This is a genomic window from Butyrivibrio sp. (assembly GCF_024699075.1).
The window spans coordinates 1-16,467 of sequence record NZ_JAILQF010000240.1 but is presented as its reverse complement, the minus strand read 5'-3'; the positions used below and the strand labels follow the sequence as shown (position 1 = coordinate 16,467).

The 16,467-nt window shown below is 45.3% G+C and carries 13 protein-coding genes, 1 tRNA gene and 1 pseudogene; 9 read left to right on the top strand and 6 right to left on the bottom strand.

Annotated features, from left to right (window positions below; translation table 11 throughout):
• The first annotated feature begins 42 nt into the window (after positions 1-42).
• The 5 genes from K6G87_RS09770 to K6G87_RS09750 all read left to right on the top strand — a co-directional run bounded on the left by K6G87_RS09770 (position 43) and on the right by K6G87_RS09750 (position 6,748).
• Complete coding sequence (locus K6G87_RS09770; RefSeq protein ID WP_022753296.1) at positions 43-258, top strand: RNA-binding S4 domain-containing protein; 216 nt, start codon at positions 43-45, stop codon at positions 256-258.
• Positions 255-1,358 (top strand): DNA replication/repair protein RecF, encoded by a 1,104-nt coding sequence (gene recF / locus K6G87_RS09765; protein ID WP_296836467.1) that lies wholly within the window; start codon positions 255-257, stop codon positions 1,356-1,358. The genes K6G87_RS09770 and recF overlap by 4 nt, the downstream gene beginning before the upstream one ends.
• Before the next feature lie 34 nt (positions 1,359-1,392).
• Positions 1,393-3,345 carry a DNA topoisomerase (ATP-hydrolyzing) subunit B gene (gene gyrB / locus K6G87_RS09760; protein WP_296836465.1) on the top strand — a complete coding sequence of 651 codons (1,953 nt, stop codon included), beginning with the start codon at positions 1,393-1,395 and terminating at the stop codon, positions 3,343-3,345.
• 110 nt (positions 3,346-3,455) lie between these two features.
• On the top strand, positions 3,456-6,053 hold the full coding sequence (gene gyrA, locus K6G87_RS09755; protein ID WP_296836463.1) for a DNA gyrase subunit A: 2,598 nt from the start codon (positions 3,456-3,458) through the stop codon (positions 6,051-6,053).
• A 47-nt stretch (positions 6,054-6,100) separates the two neighbouring features.
• Complete coding sequence (locus K6G87_RS09750; protein ID WP_296836460.1) at positions 6,101-6,748, top strand: HAD family hydrolase; 648 nt, start codon at positions 6,101-6,103, stop codon at positions 6,746-6,748.
• A gap of 32 nt (positions 6,749-6,780) precedes the next feature.
• On the opposite strand, the gene K6G87_RS09745 is transcribed toward K6G87_RS09750, so the two are convergent.
• From K6G87_RS09745 to K6G87_RS09730, 4 genes are all read right to left on the bottom strand, one after another.
• Positions 6,781-8,376 carry a putative ABC transporter permease subunit gene (locus K6G87_RS09745; protein WP_296836458.1) on the bottom strand — a complete coding sequence of 532 codons (1,596 nt, stop codon included), beginning with the start codon at positions 8,374-8,376 and terminating at the stop codon, positions 6,781-6,783.
• 64 nt (positions 8,377-8,440) lie between these two features.
• A complete protein-coding gene (locus K6G87_RS09740) occupies positions 8,441-9,148 on the bottom strand; it encodes an ABC transporter ATP-binding protein (RefSeq protein WP_296836456.1) in 708 nt (235 codons plus the stop codon).
• A gap of 142 nt (positions 9,149-9,290) precedes the next feature.
• Positions 9,291-9,488: a PTS ascorbate transporter subunit IIC gene (locus tag K6G87_RS09735; RefSeq protein ID WP_296836454.1), complete on the bottom strand. Its 198-nt coding sequence runs from the start codon at positions 9,486-9,488 to the stop codon at positions 9,291-9,293.
• Positions 9,488-10,507 carry an SPFH domain-containing protein gene (locus K6G87_RS09730; protein WP_296836452.1) on the bottom strand — a complete coding sequence of 340 codons (1,020 nt, stop codon included), beginning with the start codon at positions 10,505-10,507 and terminating at the stop codon, positions 9,488-9,490. The genes K6G87_RS09735 and K6G87_RS09730 overlap by 1 nt, the downstream gene beginning before the upstream one ends.
• A gap of 153 nt (positions 10,508-10,660) precedes the next feature.
• On the opposite strand from K6G87_RS09730, the pseudogene K6G87_RS19950 reads away from it, so the two are divergent.
• The 3 genes and pseudogenes from K6G87_RS19950 to K6G87_RS09715 all read left to right on the top strand — a co-directional run.
• Positions 10,661-11,800 (top strand): annotated as a pseudogene (locus K6G87_RS19950) (tocopherol cyclase family protein); the annotation flags it as partial.
• A gap of 303 nt (positions 11,801-12,103) precedes the next feature.
• A complete protein-coding gene (locus tag K6G87_RS19945) occupies positions 12,104-12,976 on the top strand; it encodes a fumarate hydratase (protein WP_442863369.1) in 873 nt (290 codons plus the stop codon).
• A 39-nt stretch (positions 12,977-13,015) separates the two neighbouring features.
• Positions 13,016-13,585, top strand: a complete 570-nt coding sequence (locus tag K6G87_RS09715; protein ID WP_296836450.1) for a fumarate hydratase C-terminal domain-containing protein — start codon at positions 13,016-13,018, stop codon at positions 13,583-13,585.
• Positions 13,586-13,695: 110 nt separating this feature from the next.
• On the opposite strand, the gene K6G87_RS09710 is transcribed toward K6G87_RS09715, so the two are convergent.
• Together K6G87_RS09710 and K6G87_RS09705 are read right to left on the bottom strand one after the other, a co-directional pair.
• Positions 13,696-15,060, bottom strand: coding sequence for an MATE family efflux transporter (locus K6G87_RS09710; RefSeq protein ID WP_296836448.1), 1,365 nt, complete (start codon positions 15,058-15,060; stop codon positions 13,696-13,698).
• A 105-nt stretch (positions 15,061-15,165) separates the two neighbouring features.
• Complete coding sequence (locus K6G87_RS09705) at positions 15,166-15,885, bottom strand: diguanylate cyclase (RefSeq protein WP_296836446.1); 720 nt, start codon at positions 15,883-15,885, stop codon at positions 15,166-15,168.
• 463 nt (positions 15,886-16,348) lie between these two features.
• On the opposite strand from K6G87_RS09705, the gene K6G87_RS09700 reads away from it, so the two are divergent.
• Positions 16,349-16,436 (top strand) — tRNA-Ser (locus tag K6G87_RS09700).
• The last annotated feature ends 31 nt before the right edge of the window (positions 16,437-16,467 follow it).

Below are 16,467 nucleotides of genomic sequence, written 5' to 3'. Positions count from 1 at the left end.
CGGATAAGATAAAAGCCGCAAACAGCAAGATATGAGGTTAAAATGGATATAGTTAAATTAAGAGAAACAGATGATTATATAAAACTCGGACAGGCGCTTAAAAAGGCCGGTTACGAGGAGTCCGGAGCTGATGCCAAGGAAGATATACAGGCAGGCCTTGTAAAGGTTAACGGAGAAGTTGATACAAGACGAGGCAAGAAGCTGGTTCCAGGTGATGTAGTTGAGTACAGAGGCAGGAGTTTTAAGGTCGAAAGATGATAATAAAAAGGCTGGAGCTTTCAAACTTCAGAAACTATGAAGAACTTCATCTCGACTTTGACAAAGGAACCAATATTCTCTATGGCGATAATGCGCAGGGCAAGACCAATATACTTGAAGCAATATTCATGTCTGCCACTACTAAGTCCCATAAAGGGTCAAAAGACAGAGAAGTAATAAATTTCAAAAAAGATGAAGCTCATATCAGATCAATAATAGAAAGAGACCATGCAGAGTATAAACTCGACATGCACCTTAGAAAGAGTAAGTCCAAAGGACTTGCAATAGATGGTCAGAAGCTTAAAAAGGCAGCTGATTATGTAGGGCGACTGAATGCAGTTTTTTTCTCACCGGAAGACCTTGCAATTGTAAAAAACGGTCCTTCGGAGAGGAGAAGGTTTATAGATCTTGAGCTGTGCCAGCTTGATGAGACATATCTTTATAATCTCTCAAGATTCAACAGACTTATGGTTCAGCGCAACAAGATGCTCAAAGAGATGTATGATCACCCAGAATACAGACCACTTCTGGATGTACAGGATGATCAGATGATAATGTATGGAACTCAGATAATAAAGGCAAGAGAACAGTTTATAGACAATCTCTGCAGGATAATAGAGCCCATACATGAAAAGCTCACAGGGGGACGGGAAAATCTGAAGATTTTCTATGAGCCCAATGTTGGAGCAGATGATTATGAAAGTAAGCTAAAAAGTACTAAAGACAGAGATCTGTTCCTGAAGCAGACCAGCGTTGGACCGCAGAAGGACGATTTCTCTTTTATTGTTAAGACAACATCAGCAAATGAAGCCATAGACATCAGGAAATTCGGATCTCAGGGTCAGCAAAGGACCGCTTCTCTCTCACTTAAGCTTTCTGAGATAGAAATAGTGAAGCAGGCCAAAAAAGAGAATCCTGTCCTTCTACTTGATGATGTTCTATCAGAACTTGACTCAAACAGGCAGAACTATCTGCTTGATACGATCGGTGACATTCAGACGATAATAACCTGCACCGGTTACGACGAGTTTGTTAATCATAGATTTGAAATAAATAAGCTGTTTAGGGTAGTTAACGGAACTGTTACATCAGAAAACTGATTCCAAAATACAGCAGATAAAAAGAGGTTTATAAATGTCTAATAACGAAGCAGTACAGTACGGCGCGGATCAAATCCAGATACTTGAAGGACTCGAAGCAGTTCGTAAAAGACCTGGTATGTACATTGGAACAACAGCCGCAAGAGGTCTTCACCATCTTGTATACGAGATAGTTGATAACTCAGTCGATGAAGCACTTGCAGGCGCTTGTGATCACATTGAAGTTACAATAACACCCGGAAATACTATTATCGTAAAAGATAATGGACGTGGAATTCCTACAGGTATCAATCATAAATCCGGACTTACCGGAGTTGAGGTAGTATTCACTATCCTTCATGCCGGTGGTAAGTTCGGCGGTGGAGGATACAAGGTATCAGGTGGTCTCCACGGCGTTGGTGCATCAGTAGTTAATGCCCTTTCAGAATGGCTTGAAGTTAAAGTAAGACAGGGCGGCAAAATTTATAATCAGCGCTATGAAAGAGGTCACGTGTGCTATCCTCTTAAAGAGATAGGAACATGCGAATTAGAAGATACAGGAACAACTGTTGAATTCAAGCCTGATGAAGAGATATTCAAAGAGACAACTGTATTTGATTATAATGTCCTTAGACAGAGACTTCGTGAGATGGCTTTCCTTACAAAGGGCCTTAAGATAACACTCACAGATGAGAGAATCCCTGAAGATGCAGAGATCAAGGAGCCAAGAGTTGAGCACTTCCACTATGAAGGCGGAATAAGCGAATTCGTAGCTTATCTCAATAAATCCAAGACTCCTCTCTATGATCAGATAATGTACTTTGAAGGTGACAAGAACGAGGTACATGTAGAAGTATCTGTTCAGCACAATGATGCCTATAACGAAAGCATTTATACCTTCGTTAATAACATCAATACACCAGAGGGCGGAACACATCTTGAAGGCTTCAAGATAGCCACAACCAAGATTTTCAACGATTATGCCAAGGCACAAAAGCTCGTCAAAGAAACTGATGAGAACTTAACCGGTGAAGATATCCGTGAAGGTATGACAGCTATCATATCTGTTAAGATCGGAGATCCTCAGTTCGAAGGTCAGACCAAGCAGAAACTTGGTAACTCAGAAGCAAGAGGAGCTGTAGCGAGCATAGTATCAGAGCAGCTTACCTACTTCCTTGAGCAGAATCCGCAGATTGCAAAGACAATCATAGAAAAAGCTGTTCTTGCCCAGCGTGCAAGAGATGCAGCAAGAAAGGCAAGAGATCTTACAAGACGTAAGACAGCACTTGATGGACTTGGTCTTCCAGGAAAGCTTGCAGACTGTTCTGACAAGAATCCTGAAAACTGTGAGATCTTCATAGTTGAGGGTAACTCAGCCGGTGGATCAGCCAAGAATGCAAGAAGCCGTGCTACACAGGCAATCCTTCCTCTTAGAGGTAAGATTCTTAATGTAGAAAAGGCCAGCGTAGACCGTATCTATGGAAACGCAGAAATAAAGACAATGATCACAGCCTTCGGTACAGGTATCCACGAAGACTTTGATATATCAAAGCTTCGTTATGGCAAGATCATAATCATGACCGATGCCGATGTCGACGGTGCGCATATCGCAACACTGATGCTCACTTTCCTGTATCGTTTCATGCCGGAGCTTATAAAACAGGGACATGTATATCTGGCACAGCCGCCTTTGTACAAGGTTGAGAAGAACAAGGGCGTATGGTATGCCTACAATGACGACCAGCTCAACAATATCATGGTTCAGATCGGACGTGACAGCAATAACAAGGTTCAGCGTTATAAAGGTCTTGGTGAGATGGATGCCGACCAGCTCTGGGAAACGACCATGGATCCCCAGACCAGAACTCTGAAAAAAGTCAGTATGGACGAGGATAACAAGGCAGAGCTTGACGTTACGTTCAATGTCCTTATGGGCGACAATGTGGAGCCGAGACGTGAATTTATCGAGCTTAACGCAAAATACGCGAAGAATATCGATATCGCGTAAATGTGGTCCTGTAAGCTGAAGCATATTGTATTTAAATCTGATCTACCGGTCCGGAAAAACACCGGATCAGTCTGAAAACTAAAAAAAGTAGGAGTTTAGGTGAATAAGTTATGGATGAAATGTATGATCGTACCAACCCAGTCGATCTGAAGGATACGATGGAAACATCGTACATAGATTATGCGATGTCGGTCATTGCCTCACGTGCGCTGCCGGACGTCAGGGACGGTCTGAAGCCCGTTCAGAGACGTATCCTGTATGCGATGATCGAATTATCGAATACTCCCGACAAGCCTCATCGTAAATGTGCCCGTATCGTCGGCGATACGATGGGTAAATACCATCCTCACGGTGACAGCTCCATTTACGGAGCCCTCGTCAATCTGGCACAGGAATGGTCTACTCATTATCCGCTTGTTGACGGACATGGCAACTTCGGTTCCGTGGACGGTGACGGCGCTGCGGCGATGCGTTATACCGAAGCACGCTTAAGCAAGATAGCAATGGAGATGCTGGCCGATATCAACAAGGATACGGTTGACTTTATACCGAACTTCGATGAATCGGAAAAGGAGCCCACGGTACTTCCCGCACGCGTCCCCAATCTGCTGATCAACGGAACTACGGGTATTGCCGTAGGAATGGCAACGAATATCCCTCCTCACAATATCGGAGAGGTGCTTGATGCCGTTACCCTTATCATTAACAACAGGATAAACGAAGACCGCCAGACCTCTATAGAAGAGGTAATGCAGATAATAAAAGGACCCGATTTCCCGACCGGCGCGACCATCATGGGAAGACGCGGTATCGAGGAAGCCTACAGAACCGGACGCGGCAAGATCAAGGTTCGTGCCGTTACGGATATCGAACCCATGGCAAACGGCAAGAACCGTATTGTCGTGACCGAACTTCCGTTTCTTGTAAATAAAGCCAGGCTGATCGAGAAGATAGCCGATCTGGTAAAGGACAAGAAGATCGACGGTATAACCGAACTGCGTGACGAATCGGACCGTCAGGGAATGAGAGTCTGTATCGAACTGAGGCGTGATGTCAATCCGCAGGTTATCTTAAACCAGCTTTATAAGCATACTCAGATGCAGGACACCTTTGGTGTCAATATGCTGGCACTTGTCGATAATGAGCCGAAGGTGCTGTCATTACTCGATATCCTGAGATTATATATAAAGCATCAGGAGGATGTTGTTGCAAGACGTACCAGATTTGATCTTGCAAGAGCCGAGAAAGAAGCTCATATCAAGGAAGGACTGCTGAAGGCGCTTGATGTCATAGATGAGATCATTGCGATCATCAGGGCATCGAAATCGACCAATGATGCGAAGGAAGCCCTGATCGACCGTTTCGGCTTTGATGATGTTCAGGCACAGGCGATAGTCGATATGCGTCTGAGACAGCTGACAGGACTCGAAAGAGAGAGGCTTGAAGCCGAATATGCTCAGCTCATGGAGGATATCAAGGAATACAAGGCCATCCTCGGGGACGAGAAGATCCTGCTCGGAGTTGTAAGAGACGAGGTTGATGCGATCGGCAACAAATACCGCGACGAACGAAAGACCCAGATAGGATTTGACAATGATCTGACTGACGAAGACATGATCTCAGATGATGATGTCGTTGTTGCCATGACCAGAATGGGCTATATCAAGCGTATGACGCCTGACAATTTCAAGGCCCAGCACCGCGGAGGCAAGGGTATCAAGGGCATGCAGACGATCGATGAGGATCTTATCGAAGAGCTGTTTATGACCACGAACAAGCATTATGTTCTGTTCTTTACCAATAAAGGCCGCGTATATAAGCTGAAGGCCTATGAGATACCTGAGTCATCGCGTATCGCAAGAGGTACTGCGATCGTCAATCTGCTGCAGATGACGGGAGATGAGCACATTACGGCGACAATTACCGTACGTGGCTTCGATCCGGACAGCTACCTTCTTATGGCGACCAAGAACGGATTTATCAAGACTACAAGACTTTCGGAATATGCCAATATCAGAAAAGTCGGCTTAAATGCGATAACTCTGCGTGAAGACGATGAGCTTATCGGTGTAAAATGCACCGACGAGAAGCAGGATGTTCTGTTATTTACGAAGAAGGGCATCTGCACCCGCTTCAATGAAATGGAAGTAAGAGTCACCGGCAGACAGTCCATAGGTGTCATCGGTATAAGACTTGATCAGGATGATGAAGTTGTATCAATGCAGCTTTCCAATCAGGGTGAATATGTCCTTGCCGTATCGGAGCTTGGCTACGGCAAGCTTACACCTGTATCGGAATTCCCTCAGCGCCACAGAGCCGGCAAGGGAATAATCTGCTACAAGATAACCGAGAAGAGCGGAGATCAGGTCGGAGCCAAGATCATAGATAAGGACGCCGAACTTATGATCATAACGACCGAAGGAACAGTCATCAGATTTGCGGTTTCGGATGTCAGGGTATGCGGCCGCGCAACGACCGGCGTTAAACTGATATCTCTCGATCCTTCGAAGGATGTAAAGGTAGGAAATATAGCAAGGATCCGCGAGACCGAAGAGGATGCCGAAGAAAATGCCGGACATTCCGGTGAAACTGCGGGTTTTGAAGATGACGACGATGACGATCCGGGAGAAGAAAACCTGATCTTCCCTACTGAGGAAGAAGACCCGGAAGAAACCGACGAAACTGAAAACACCGATGATGAAGAATAAATGATCGGATTCAATACCGGTATCCGGAAGAACAGGAGATCATGAAAATGCGACCGGCAGATGCGGTGATATTTGATATGGACGGGACGCTGACAGATACCGAAAAGTATTATCAGCAAGCATGGCCGGAGGCTCTTGCACATTTCGGCTATGAAGCATCATCCGAAACAGTGCTTGAATTCAGGTCTCTTGGAAAACCGTTTGCACTAAAGAGATTTAAGGAATTGTTCGGTGAGGATTTCGACTATGATCTGGTACGGGATTATCGCCGCGGATTGGTCAGAGATCTTATAGAAAAGAATGGAATTCCGCTTAAAAAAGGAGCTGTCGAGATCCTGAAGTGGTTGATCGAGAACAATATCACTACAGCGATCGCGACAGCAAACGAGTATGCCAGAACAAAAAGATATCTTGAAAAGTTAGGTATCGGAGAGTATTTTGATAAGGTCATCTGTGCCGATATGGTAAAGCTTGGAAAACCGGCACCCGATATTTATATCCGGGCCTGCCGGGAACTCGGGAAAGAACCCAGCAGAGTCTTTGCCGTCGAGGATTCGCCCAACGGCGTCAAAAGCGCTTATGATGCGGGATGTAAAGTAATAATGGTGCCGGACCTTACAGAGCCGGACGAAGAGCTGCAGAAAATGCTTTATGCAAGAACGGATGACCTATGGGAGATACGGAAACTGTTTTAAATACAGGCATCCTCCGACTGCAAAACAGGTCATCACTTAAGTGAGACAGCCCTTTTGTAGCTGAGTAGCGCAAGAGCGGATACGATAAGTATCAATAGCCCGAGGATCAGATTGACATTCATTTTCATACCGAGAAATACTACAAGGACCATAAGAGCCATTGTGGCAAACATATTGGGGAACAGATAAACGGAAACGTTGGCACCCTGTTTGACAACTTCAACCTCGTTTTCCCAGTCAAGTCTCATATGTTTGATACCGCATACACAGCCCCATGTTGTCGAAAAAGCACACAGGCATACGATAAGTATCACGCTTAGAACTGCGGTAAGTATCGGCACCTTGGCGGAAATACATACACAGACTGTTGTAAAAACTCCAAAAGGCACGGACAGGTACATGTTGAAAAGCATTTTACCCTGGCGAAGTGTCTTTTTTGTTATGGGAAGACTCTGCACGATCCAGTAATTTTTTCCTTCAAGGGAAGGTGAGGTCACGGTAGTGGCTACCATCCCGATAAAGAAATAAATGAACAGAGGAAATGCGGGATAGAGCATCTCTTTTGAGACCGGCGCACCCTGCATGATCGTCGAGATGATACTGTCGAAATCAAAGAATAATACGGCAATTCCGGCGATAAAAGCCAAAACTTCTCCCATTGCGGCATTTGTAAGATACAGTGTCGATCCGGTCATACGCCTGAATTCCTTAAAGGCAATGGCATTCAGGATACTGCGTTTTTTAAGCTCGGTCATGCGGTATTTACCTGAAGCCGCATGAGATTTTAATTTCGAATTGATGCTGCGGTAGGAACGTCCCACAGGTATGAAGACAAGCACAAACAAAAGGATCGTTGATCCCGTAAGGAGCAGGATATCGGAAACGGAAAATCTGTGTACCGCCCGCTCAAACCATCCTGCCGGAAGATAGATGTTTTCAGCCTTTTTAACGGAAACAAACACGCCTTCAAGCGTTTCATCAAGCTTTTCACTGTCTCTAGCGAAATCTTCGATAAAAAATCTCAAAGCGAAAAAGAATATTACAACAAGGAAGCTTAATACTGTTTGAATGATATTCTTTTTTCTGAAACCCGAACCGATCTTGGCGATCAGAAATCCGATAAATGCAGCGATAAGCATCGGGATAACGGGCAGAAACAGCGAAAGTATGAGCCATACAGGGTAAACCCATAAGGCAGGCTTTACATTTACGGCGTATCCTATCAGCATCGCAACGGAAATACTCATATTCCAGAGCAGACTCTTTATATACATATAAAGGAATTTGCATCCTGCAACGGTTGACGGTGAAAAAGGAAGCGCCATCAGCATATCGTATTCCTTGAAATTAAAAAGATATCCGTTGGTCTTAAAAAATGTGAAAAACAGCGCCAATACCGAGATAGTCAGAGCACTGATCCCGGGGATGATATCGGCCATTCCACGGCTCGCGAATCCGACCCCGATGAGTACGCAGTAGGTCATTAGAGCCAGATATGCGATCATTAAACCGATGAAACTTCCGATAATGCGGCCTTTTTTCTTTTTATCCTTACAATGTCTGAAAATATTGAACTGGCTCGTGGACCTGAGCAAAGTCTTTAAAAGCACGAAACCCGAACTGTTCATTACAATACCTCCGGTAACACACATATTATTATGTTCATCCGTTAGGTTGCAGGGACCGGTCTGTTCAACCCTGAACCTCTAAGAATACTTCTTCAAGCGATTTCTTGCCGGTCAGTTCTTCCATGGTACCTGTATCGATGATCCTGCCGTTCTTGATTATGGCAACCTTGTTGCAGAGTTTTTCGGCAACATCGAGCACATGGGTTGAGAAGAAGATGGCGGTTCCCTTGGCGCACATTTCGTGCATGATCTGCTTTAAGGTAAATGCCGCCTTCGGATCAAGACCGACAAAAGGCTCGTCCATTACTATCAGCTTCGGTTCGTGTATCAGGGCCGAAATGATGGCCAGCTTCTGCTTCATTCCATGAGAATATGCTCCGATAAGGTCTCCAAGATCATCGGTAATTTCAAAGAGATCCGCGTATTTTTTTATGGATTCCTCTCTTTTGGCCGCCTCTATCTCAAAGACATCGGCTATGAAATTCAGATACTGGATACCGGTCAGATTTTCGTACAGATCGGGGTTATCGGGAATATAAGCCGTGATCTTCTTGCATTCCAGAGGTTCATCCTTTACGGAATGTCCATCTATCAGGATCTCGCCTTCGGTAAAATCAAGTACACCTACAACCGCCCGGATCGTAGTGGATTTACCGGCTCCGTTATGTCCGATAAATCCGTAGATATCGCCGCTCCCGACAGTCAGATTGACATTATCGGTCGCTTTTTTTCCTTCTCCGTAAACCTTTGTAAATCCTTTGATCTCAAGCATATCAAATCTTCCTTTTTTGTAATTATTCAGAACCCTCTACTTCCATTCGCAATAGAATGATAAATTAATAAGCTGATGAAGTTCTTCTTTTGCGAGTGTGAAGGGGCGGTAACTACAGTTACTTTCATTTAATGTCAGATTTTTATTTAATGTCAAATTTCGGGGCTTCATCGATATCCTGCCCGACATATTTTCCGTCTTTTTTTCTCTGTTTTACACATTCTGTCAGAAGATATTCTATCTGACCGTTAACAGAACGGAAATCGTCCTCCGCCCAGGCGGCTATCGCATTATACAGTTTTTCGGACAGACGCAGAGGAACCTGTTTCTTCTCGCCCATCAGTACAGACTCCCTGAATTAACTATGGGCTGGGCGTCATGATTGCCGCAGAGTACAACGAGAAGATTTGATACCATTGCGGCCTTTCTTTCCTCATCAAGCTCAACGGTATGCTTCTCGTTAAGACGCTCAAGTGCGAGCTCGACCATTCCCACGGCACCGTCAACGATCAGCTTTCTGGCATCGACAACCGCGGCTGCCTGCTGTCTCTGGAGCATAGCAGCGGCGATCTCGGGTGCATAGGCAAGATAAGTGATTCTCGCATCAACGATCTCAAGACCGGCGTCCGCAACCTTGCTCTGTATCTCATCACGGATCCTCTTTGCGACAACCTCTGTGGAACCGCGCAGACTGCCGTCATCTGCGGTACCGTCACCGGTTGTATCGATATTGTCGGTAACATCATAAGGATAGATCTTAACAACATTTCTGACTGCGGTATCACATTGGAGCGAGAGATATTCCTTGAAATTATCTACTTCAAATACAGCCTTCGCCGTATCTCTTACTCTCCACATGACCGCAACAGCGATCTCAACGGGATTTCCGAGAACATCGTTGACCTTTTGGCGGCTGTTTGAAAGAGTCATTACCTTTAAAGATATCTTTTTGCTGACGATCTGATCGGTACTGATCGAAGCAGCCTGGGCAGCTATGGAAATGGCGGAACCCGGAGCCTTTACATCACCGCTCTGGCCAAGTTTGGTGCCGGCAGCAGGATTAAATGCGGTACAGAAGGGATTGACCCAGAAGAAACCGTCACCTTTCAGGGTTCCTATATATTTACCGAACAGGGTAAGGACAAGAGCTTCATTGGGCTTTAATACTTTAAGACCGAGCAGCAGGATCCATCCGAAGAACATCCAGAGACATGAAATAACACAGAAAACAGGCTTTTCCGAAACAATTCCGTAAACAAGGACCGGGATTGACAGGATATAAAGAAGAATGACGATAGCGAGCATCAATCCGCCGGTTTTGTGGCCGTTGATAAGTTTTTCGGTTACGTTGTTATTCATAAATATATATCCTCCTTGAATAATTTTTCTTACCTGATATCAAAATGATATCATAATAATTTATTTATGTCAACAATTTTTTAAATGTTGGATTTTGTGGGCAGATGTTCTGACAAAGTCATAATCAGATTTATTTGATATGTACCTGTGCTTATGATAGAATGTAGATATTCATATTTTGATCATCGGAGAATAATTATGTTTAATACACATGATATTTCAAGAGATGCCTGCCAGCTGTTCGGAGAGCAGGCAAGATGCGGTTATGACTGGTGGTGGCATTCGTTTACGGGCCATCATGAAAATACGGGGGAGGAAAAGGCGTTTTTTATAGAATTTTTCCTCTGTAATCCCGAATATGGTTCGGAAAAACCTGTATTTGGGCAGCTTCCCGAAAACAAGGAAAAGGGGATAAAGCCTTCATATCTGATGATAAAAGCCGGGGCCTGGGGGAAGGATGCCGTCCAGCTTCATCGCTTTTTCGGATGGAAAGAGATCAGGGTGGATTACGGAGTTCCTTTCAGGATAAAGGCCGAAGACTGCTATATTTCCGAGGATAAAACAAAGGGATCGGTATCGGTTTCCGAAGAAGAATCGGCAGATCATCCCGAGTGGATGTGCGGAAGCGGAGAGATATCCTGGAAGCTTAAGATCGACAAGCAGATCGCTTTTAATGTCGGATACGGGGCTTCCGAACCGATGCGTGATCTTCAGGCATTTGAGATGTTCTGGCATGCGGAAGGTATGAAGACAGCCTATGAGGGAGAAGTGATATTTAACGGCGAAAGATATATCATTACGCCCGAAACCTCATACGGATACGCAGATAAGAACTGGGGAAAAGATTTTACCTCGCCCTGGATATGGATAAGTTCATGTGACCTGACAAGTGAAATAACCGGAAAAAAGCTGGAAAACAGCGTATTTGATATAGGTGGCGGAAGACCGAAGGTGGGGATCATCGCACTTGAGAAGAAACTCCTTTCTGCCTTCTGGTACGAAGGAACACCGTATGAATTTAATTTTTCGAAGGTATGGACACATACAAAGACCGAATTTGAGTGTCATGAAACCGATACACAGATCGTATGGCATATCGAGCAGGAGAACCGCCACGACCGTATGGTAACCGATCTAACCTGTGAAAAAGCGGATATGCTGCTTGTAAACTACGAGGCTCCGAACGGCGAAAAGAAGCATAACTGTCTCTGGAACGGAGGAAACGGCCGCGGAACAGTCGAACTGTATCATGAGGGCGAACTGGTAGACCGCGTGAGGGTAGAGAAGGCCGGTTGCGAATATGGGGAGTATGATACGGAAGAAGAGCCGGAGACTGCTGACAGAAAGCCTGATATGGGAAAAAGGGCGGAAAACGACAACGGAAAGCCTGATATGGATAGAAGGGCGGAAAACGATAACAGAGAACCTGATATGGATAGAAGGGCGGAAAACAATAACAGAAAACCAAATATGGAAAAAAAGACGGGGTCCGGACATAAAGATTACAACACTCTCGATGAACAGAGTTATGAAAGCAATGACACATGCAGGATCCGGTCAGTCAATGTGAGCGATGTTGCCTCCGCAGTCCGTGAAATGTGCATAGAAGCAAATCTTCGTCTTGCACCGGATATGAAGAATGCGCTTGATAAGGCATTTTCCGATGAAAATTCTGAACTTGGAAAGAAGATACTCGGTCAGCTGGAGGACAACTTACAAATTGCCGATGCCGACGAAATACCGATCTGTCAGGATACCGGAATGGCGGTCGTATTTCTGAAGGCAGGCCAGGATGTGCATTTTACCGGTGGGTCGCTTAAGGCTGCTATAAATGAAGGTGTAAGAGAAGGGTATACGGCCGGATATCTGCGTAAATCCGTGGTTTCCGATCCGCTTCTCCGTGAGAATACAGATGACAATACACCTGCGATCATACATACAGAGATAGTTGAAGGCAATAAGGTTGAGATCACAATAGCGCCCAAGGGCTTCGGAAGCGAGAACATGAGCAGGATATTCATGCTCAAGCCGGCCGACGGGATCGAGGGTGTTAAGAATGCCGTTATCACTGCCGTAAAGGATGCCGGAGCCAATGCATGTCCTCCTATGGTGGTAGGAGTCGGGATCGGAGCCGATTTTGAAAAATGTGCCGTACTTGCCAAAAAAGCACTGACAAATGAACTGAATTCGGTACATTCATATTATGAGGACAGACCGGTAAATGCCGAATTTGCGGCAACTTCCGGGGCAAAAAACGGAAGGAAGCAGCCTGATACATCATATCTGGCAGATCTTCAGAAGGATCTGTTTGAGGAGCTGAATAAACTCGGAATAGGTCCGGGCGGAATGGGCGGAAAAAACACGGTTCTCGGGGTAAATATCGAAACTTATCCGACACATATCGCAGGAATGCCGGTTGCAGTCAATATATGCTGCCATGTAAACCGCCATGTGACAAGAGTGCTGTGATCTAAAGGAAACGATGATTAAACAGGAGAACGGAGAATTATGGACTATCATATTACTTTGCCATTTACCGATGAAGCACTCGGCAGGATAAAACCGATGGACGTGCTTTATCTTACCGGAACCGTCTACACTGCAAGAGATGCGGCACATAAGAGGCTGTATGAAACGATCCTGGAAAAACTGGGAAGAGAAGACGGGTCTGCAGGCCTTCCCATCGAAATGACCGATGATGAAAAAAGTAAGATACTTAAGGAACTTCCGTTTGATCTGAAAGGCGCCGTTATTTATTATCTCGGGCCTACACCGGCAAAGCCCGGGCAGGTGATCGGTTCCGCAGGTCCCACAACTTCAGGAAGAATGGACAGATACACTCCGTTACTGCTTGATCTCGGATTGACAGGCATGATCGGCAAGGGCAGACGTTCTGAAGCCGTAACGGAATCCATTTACAGAAACAACGCGATATATATGGGCGCGACCGGCGGAGCGGGAGCACTTCTTTCAAAATGTATAAAAAGTTCCGAGATCATCGCCTATGAAGATCTCGGAACCGAAGCTATAAGAAAACTGTATGTTGAGAACTTTCCTGTAACGGTACTGATAAAATAAACTTAATGGTTCTGTAATTCGAAACCGGTCCATGATCGGTACGGAAATGCATACACGGCAGACAGCCGCCTCCGGTGTGGCCGGGTTTCGGACAGTCTCCCGGGGCAGATTTATATCTCCCTTGTAAGATTTTTGATCCAGTTTGTCTTGCGGTAATGATACAGGGCGAACGGCATTTTGATGAATTCGTCGGTGCAGGTGACCGCATAAACTATTATCGGCGGAAGCTTCAGGACAAAAGCACTGATGAGTCCGAGCGGAACGGCGACAAACCACATGGTTACGATATCGAGAACCAGCCCGTAGCGCGAATCCCCGCCGCATCTGAAGATAGATGCGATAAGCAGTGTGTTGATTATCTGTCCCATCTGATAAACCGTTGAGATAAGGAGCATGATGATGAGATAGTGCTTTGCCGTATCGCTGATTTTTGCAAGAGGCGGGATAAGCGGTGTGATCGCAAGCAGGATAAGACCCTGGATTATTCCCGTCAGAAATGTAAGCTTTAATATTGAGGCGGCATCATCGCGTGCCTGATCCTCCTTGTGTTCTCCGATCTCGATACCTAGCAGGATCGAGGCTCCTGCGGATATTCCGAAGCCCGTCACGGAAATGAAATCCCTGACAACCGTAACTATCGAGTTGGCTGCGACAATATCCGAACTCAAATGCCCCATGATGATCGAATTCATGTTAAATGCAAGTCCCCAGATCGCATCATTTAAGAATGCGGGGAGCGAATATTTTGCAAAATCGGCGATAAGGGCGCGCGGAATGAAAAATGTGATCTTAAAGCCTCTCGGTACGATATCCTGCCTGAAATAATCAACAGAACATATCGCAAGCTCGATAAAGCGGCTGATACTTGTTGCAACTGCTGCTCCGATGATCCCGAGGCGCGGCATTCCGAGCAGACCAAAGATGAGGACCGCATTTAGCGAAATATTGATAATAAGCGTCAGGGATGAAACGACCATTGACAGCTTAACACGTTCGCAGCTCTTCATCAAAGACAGATAGGGCTGTGTGATGCCGGCGAAAAAGTATGAGAAAGCCACGTATCTCAGATATTTTGAGCCTTCTGCCATCAGTTCCGGATCATTGGTCCAGATATGCATGACGGAAGCAGGACATACAAGCGCAAGCACAAATGCGAGCGTTGAGAAAAACATGCCTATAAAAAGTCCGATCCCGAGGATCTTGGCTACGGTATTTCGATCCCGCTTTCCCCAGTACTGGGAAGCAAGTATCGTTATAGCCGAAGAAAGCCCAAAATAAACGATATTTAACAAAAACATCACCTGACCTGCAAGGCTCGCCGCAGACAGCGAGCTCTGGTCAAGCCTTCCGAGCATGATAACATCAACGAGGCTTACTCCGCTCGTGATCAGGTTCTGTATTACGATCGGAAATACAAGAACAAAGAGCTGGCGTCCCAGCCCTTTGCGCATATTCTGTAAACCGAAAAACTTCATTGCCGTTCCCTCTGTGTATCTTCCTGATATGTGATCAATACAAGATATTAGTAGATTTCCCACAGAATGTCAACGTGACAAAAAGAACCGTCCCTTTTGTCATATTCAAATATCATACTTCTTAAATAACATATCAAGTGCTTCTCTGAGCAGTATCGCTTCCCCTACACCCTCGCGCTTGGAAAGCTCAGTCAGGCGCTGCAGCTGATCCTGTGTATAATGGCTGGTCTTCGGGATCATCTTCTCTTCCCTTGCCATTGCGACCTTGTTGCGCCCGCTCCTTTTGGCGCGGAAAAGGGCGCCGTCGGCTTTTCTTACAAGCTCGGCACAGCGCGATGCATCCACAAAGGCGGTAGCCATGCCGATGGTGATCGTCTGTTTTACACCGTCCGGGGTCTTCACGTCATAATCATTTTTCAGATCATTAAGGAACAGGAAAATATCCTCCCTTTCCATGGTTCCCTTGAAAATAATACCGAATTCATCTCCGCCGATACGGTAGACTGTGGAGTCCTTCGGAGCCTTTTCCCTGATGTAACGGCCTGTTTCGATCAGGATCCTGTCGCCTTCTTCAACACCAAAGTCGGTATTGATGTGGAAGAATTCATCACAATCGACCAGCGCGATCGCAACGGTCTCACCTCTTTCTTCGGAATCTCCTTCAAGGATCTCGGCCAGATCGGTATCAAACCGGTCTCCCTGAGGAAACTGAAGAGCGTCATTAACTGCAGTGCGTTTCTTTTCGTTGTTTTTTTTGTTAAGTTCCTTGTGGTCTTCTACGGTGATGGGACGTTCGCTTGTAGTTACGGTGTTTTTCTTTGCCATGACAGCCTCCTTTTTTTAAGCTTTCTTCACAGCCGGATGTCTGAAGATACAAAACCTGAACGGAAAGAGATCCGGATGTAGGGATTATAATGTGATATTATTTTGAAAATAATATCTTGAAACAATTATCTTATAACATGTATGAAATAATATGTCAATATATTATTTGAAAATAATATTCAGATACTATTCACCGTCTCACAAAAGGCTGTCTTCGGTAAAAATCCTCAAAAACGGGCAGAGCTCATGTTTTTTGGGATAATTTCACCGAATCACGGGTGTGAACAGTAACTATAATTCAAAAGCATTATCGCAAATAAGTTCCGAAAAACCGGAAACGCTGTTTTGAGAAAATCTGCTTGACAAAGCCCCACCCCTTTGATATACTGTCAGATGCTGGTATTGATACGGATGCTTTCCGTGTGTACCGGAACTGAATAATGAACTGTTAAGTTCGACATCTGGAGAAGTACTCAAGAGGCCGAAGAGGCGCCCCTGCTAAGGGTGTAGGTCGTTTGCGCGGCGCGAGGGTTCAAATCCCTCCTTCTCCGCTAAAAAAAGCTGTAAATGCGAAATCCGTCA

What these genes read in the sequence shown, in the direction of transcription:
- K6G87_RS09750 (WP_296836460.1), top strand. Translation starts at nt 6,101, where the DNA reads ATGCGACCGGCAGATGCGGTGATATTTGATATGGACGGGACGCTGACA.
- K6G87_RS09710 (WP_296836448.1), bottom strand. Translation starts at nt 15,060, where the DNA reads ATGAAGTTTTTCGGTTTACAGAATATGCGCAAAGGGCTGGGACGCCAG.
- K6G87_RS09730 (WP_296836452.1), bottom strand. Translation starts at nt 10,507, where the DNA reads ATGAATAACAACGTAACCGAAAAACTTATCAACGGCCACAAAACCGGC.
- K6G87_RS09770 (WP_022753296.1), top strand. Translation starts at nt 43, where the DNA reads ATGGATATAGTTAAATTAAGAGAAACAGATGATTATATAAAACTCGGA.
- K6G87_RS09715 (WP_296836450.1), top strand. Translation starts at nt 13,016, where the DNA reads ATGGACTATCATATTACTTTGCCATTTACCGATGAAGCACTCGGCAGG.
- gyrA (WP_296836463.1), top strand. Translation starts at nt 3,456, where the DNA reads ATGGATGAAATGTATGATCGTACCAACCCAGTCGATCTGAAGGATACG.
- K6G87_RS09705 (WP_296836446.1), bottom strand. Translation starts at nt 15,885, where the DNA reads ATGGCAAAGAAAAACACCGTAACTACAAGCGAACGTCCCATCACCGTA.
- K6G87_RS09735 (WP_296836454.1), bottom strand. Translation starts at nt 9,488, where the DNA reads ATGGGCGAGAAGAAACAGGTTCCTCTGCGTCTGTCCGAAAAACTGTAT.
- K6G87_RS19945 (WP_442863369.1), top strand. Translation starts at nt 12,104, where the DNA reads ATGTGCATAGAAGCAAATCTTCGTCTTGCACCGGATATGAAGAATGCG.
- gyrB (WP_296836465.1), top strand. Translation starts at nt 1,393, where the DNA reads ATGTCTAATAACGAAGCAGTACAGTACGGCGCGGATCAAATCCAGATA.
- recF (WP_296836467.1), top strand. Translation starts at nt 255, where the DNA reads ATGATAATAAAAAGGCTGGAGCTTTCAAACTTCAGAAACTATGAAGAA.
- K6G87_RS09745 (WP_296836458.1), bottom strand. Translation starts at nt 8,376, where the DNA reads ATGAACAGTTCGGGTTTCGTGCTTTTAAAGACTTTGCTCAGGTCCACG.
- K6G87_RS09740 (WP_296836456.1), bottom strand. Translation starts at nt 9,148, where the DNA reads ATGCTTGAGATCAAAGGATTTACAAAGGTTTACGGAGAAGGAAAAAAA.